Raw genomic sequence first — 2,624 nt, forward strand, 5'->3', positions numbered from 1 at the left:
TGCCCCGCGCCATGGATGGCGCGTGGCGGCGGCCCCCCAAATCCATGGCGGATTACGGGCACACCGAGCCTAAGCGAGGTGCCGAGTGGTGGGGCAAGAGCGTTTTGGTTACTTTTGCGCTTTTTTCAAAAGTGACCCGCTGTAAGAGCGGAACCAATAGTGGCCGTTACCTAAATAACGGATATGTACTCGGTTTGATCCGGCATCCTGGTCGGCCCTAAGGCCGCCATCGGGAGCAAGTCGAATCGTCGCACCGCCCCTCCCACAGGGACAGCGCCATACCAGAAGTTGTGTAGATACCCATGCCCATCGCAGGCAAGCCAGCTCCCACATTCGACTGCATTCCTTCAGACAAAATGCGGTCAACTGTGGGAGCTGGCTTGCCTGCGATAACGGTCTAAAGGCTACACAGCTTCCCGATACGGATTACGCGGATCTTGCGTCCAATTCAAAAATGGCTTGCCAGTGTCCATCGGCACCATCTCGATGCAGTCCGCCACCGGGCAGGTGATCTGGCACAAGTTGCAGCCCACGCACTCATCATCAATCACTTCATACTTATGCGTGCCGTCCGCCTGTTTCAAACTGGCGATCGCCTGGTGTGAAGTGTCCTCACAGGCAATGTGACAACGCCCACAACCGATACACGCCGCCTGATCGATCCTGGCGATCACCTGGTAGTTGATATCCAGGTACTTCCAATCCGTGGTGTTACCCACGGCCCGCCCGGAAAAGTCCTGCAGGCTGGTGTAACCCTGGCTGTCCATCCACCGCGACAGGCCGTCCTTCATCTCGTCCACAATCCTGAAGCCATGCAGCATCGCCGCCGTGCACACCTGCACTGCGCCACAGCCCAGGGCGACGAATTCCGCTGCATCGCGCCAGTTGCCGATACCGCCGATGCCGCAGATCGGCAAGCCCTGGGTCTGCGGGTCACGAGCGATTTCGGCGACCATGTTCAGGGCGATCGGCTTGACCGCCGAACCGCAGTAACCGCCGTGGGTACTCTGGGTGCCGACCACCGGCAGGGCGACCATGCGCTCCAAATCCACGCTGGTGATGGAATTGATGGTGTTGATCAAGGACACCGCGTCCGCGCCGCCGCGATACGCTGCCCGCGCCGCCACGCGGATGTCGGTGATGTTGGGCGTGAGCTTGACGATCACCGGCAGCGAGCAATATGTCTTGCACCAGCGCGTCACTTGTTCCACATACTCCGGCACCTGGCCGACCGCTGCGCCCATGCCACGTTCGGGCATCCCGTGGGGGCAGCCGAAATTCAACTCGATGCCGTCGCAGCCGGTCGCCTCCACCAGAGGCAGGATGTTTTTCCAGGACTCCTCAACACATGGCACCATCAGCGATACGATCAGTGCACGGTCAGGCCAGTCCTTTTTCACCTGGGTGATTTCCCGCAGGTTGATCTCCAGTGAGCGGTCGGTGATCAGTTCGATATTGTTGATGCCCAGCACTTCACGATTCGCCCCGAAATGCGCCGAGTAGCGTGACGACACGTTCACCGCCGCCGGGTCTTCGCCCAGGGTTTTCCACACCACGCCACCCCAGCCGGCTTCGAACGCACGGACCACGTTGTAGGCTTTGTCGGTGGGCGGCGCGGAGGCCAGCCAGAACGGATTGGGGGCTTTGATACCGGCGAATACAATCGAGAGATCGGCCATTACGCAGCCTCCACATTCAGCATGAGTTGGGCGTGCATGGCCTCGGCGGCCAGCTTGCCGTGTTGCACGGCCTGCACGGTAAGGTCCTGGCCAAGGCTGACGCAATCGCCGCCGGCATACACGCCGGGGATACTGGTACGCTGCTGTTCATCGACAAAGATGCGCTCGCCCACGCGGTGCAGTTGCTGGGCCAGCGGGTCGTGCAGTGCGTCGTTGTCAAAGCCTTGGCCGATGGCCTTGAAGATCGCATCGGCGGCCAGTTCGAAGGTTTCCCCCGTCGGTAGCAAGCGACCATTTTCCAGGTGGGTGCGGGCCAGGCGCATACCGCGTACGTGGCCCTGGTCGTCGAGCAACACTTCGTCGGGTTGGGCCCAGGTCAGCAGCCGCACTTGATTGGCCTTGGCAATGTCTTGTTCGTGTTGGGTCGCGCCCATGTCCGCCAGGCCACGGCGGTATACAAGGTTTACCTCGCGGGCACCGAGGCGGGCCATTTGCACGGCCATGTCGATGGCGGTATTGCCCGCGCCGAGCACGATGCAGCGGTCGGCCAGGGGCAGTTGGGTGAGGTCATCGGCCTGGCGCAGCTCGCGGATGTAGTCGGTGGCGGCGAGCAGGCCGGGGGCGTCTTCGTGGGCCAAGCCGAGCTGTTTGCTGGCCGCCAGGCCGAGGCCGAGGAACACCGAATCGAATTGCTGATGCAGTTCGCTCAAGGTCAGATTGTCGCCCAGGCGCTGGCCATGGCGGATTTCGATGCCGCCTACTTGCAGAAGGAAATCCAGTTCTTTCTGAGCAAAATCATCCACCAGCTTGTACTTGGCGATCCCGTATTCATTCAGGCCGCCGGCTTTCTCCTGCGCTTCGAAAACCACCACGTCATGGCCGTGCAACGCGGCGCGGTGGGCGCAGGCCAACCCCGCCGGCCCGGCGCCGACCACGGCGATGCGC

Annotated in this window: 2 protein-coding genes; both read right to left on the minus strand. The window is 61.7% G+C overall.

The annotated features are described in order from the left end of the window. Positions 1 to 404 precede the first annotated feature (404 nt). Positions 405 to 1,679, minus strand: a complete 1,275-nt coding sequence (gene preA / locus E4O98_RS11590) for an NAD-dependent dihydropyrimidine dehydrogenase subunit PreA (RefSeq protein ID WP_032880504.1) — start codon at positions 1,677 to 1,679, stop codon at positions 405 to 407. After that, positions 1,679 to 2,624: FAD-dependent oxidoreductase (locus tag E4O98_RS11595; RefSeq protein WP_248135065.1), on the minus strand; the 946-nt coding region annotated here is incomplete at its 5' end. The genes E4O98_RS11595 and preA, both read right to left, overlap by 1 nt.

Source organism: Pseudomonas sp. W2Jun17, assembly GCF_023127795.1.
Lineage (GTDB): Bacteria > Pseudomonadota > Gammaproteobacteria > Pseudomonadales > Pseudomonadaceae > Aquipseudomonas > Aquipseudomonas synxantha_A.

Coding starts and splice junctions, on each gene's coding strand:
- preA (WP_032880504.1), bottom strand. CDS start 1,679: ATGGCCGATCTCTCGATTGTATTCGCCGGTATCAAAGCCCCCAATCCG.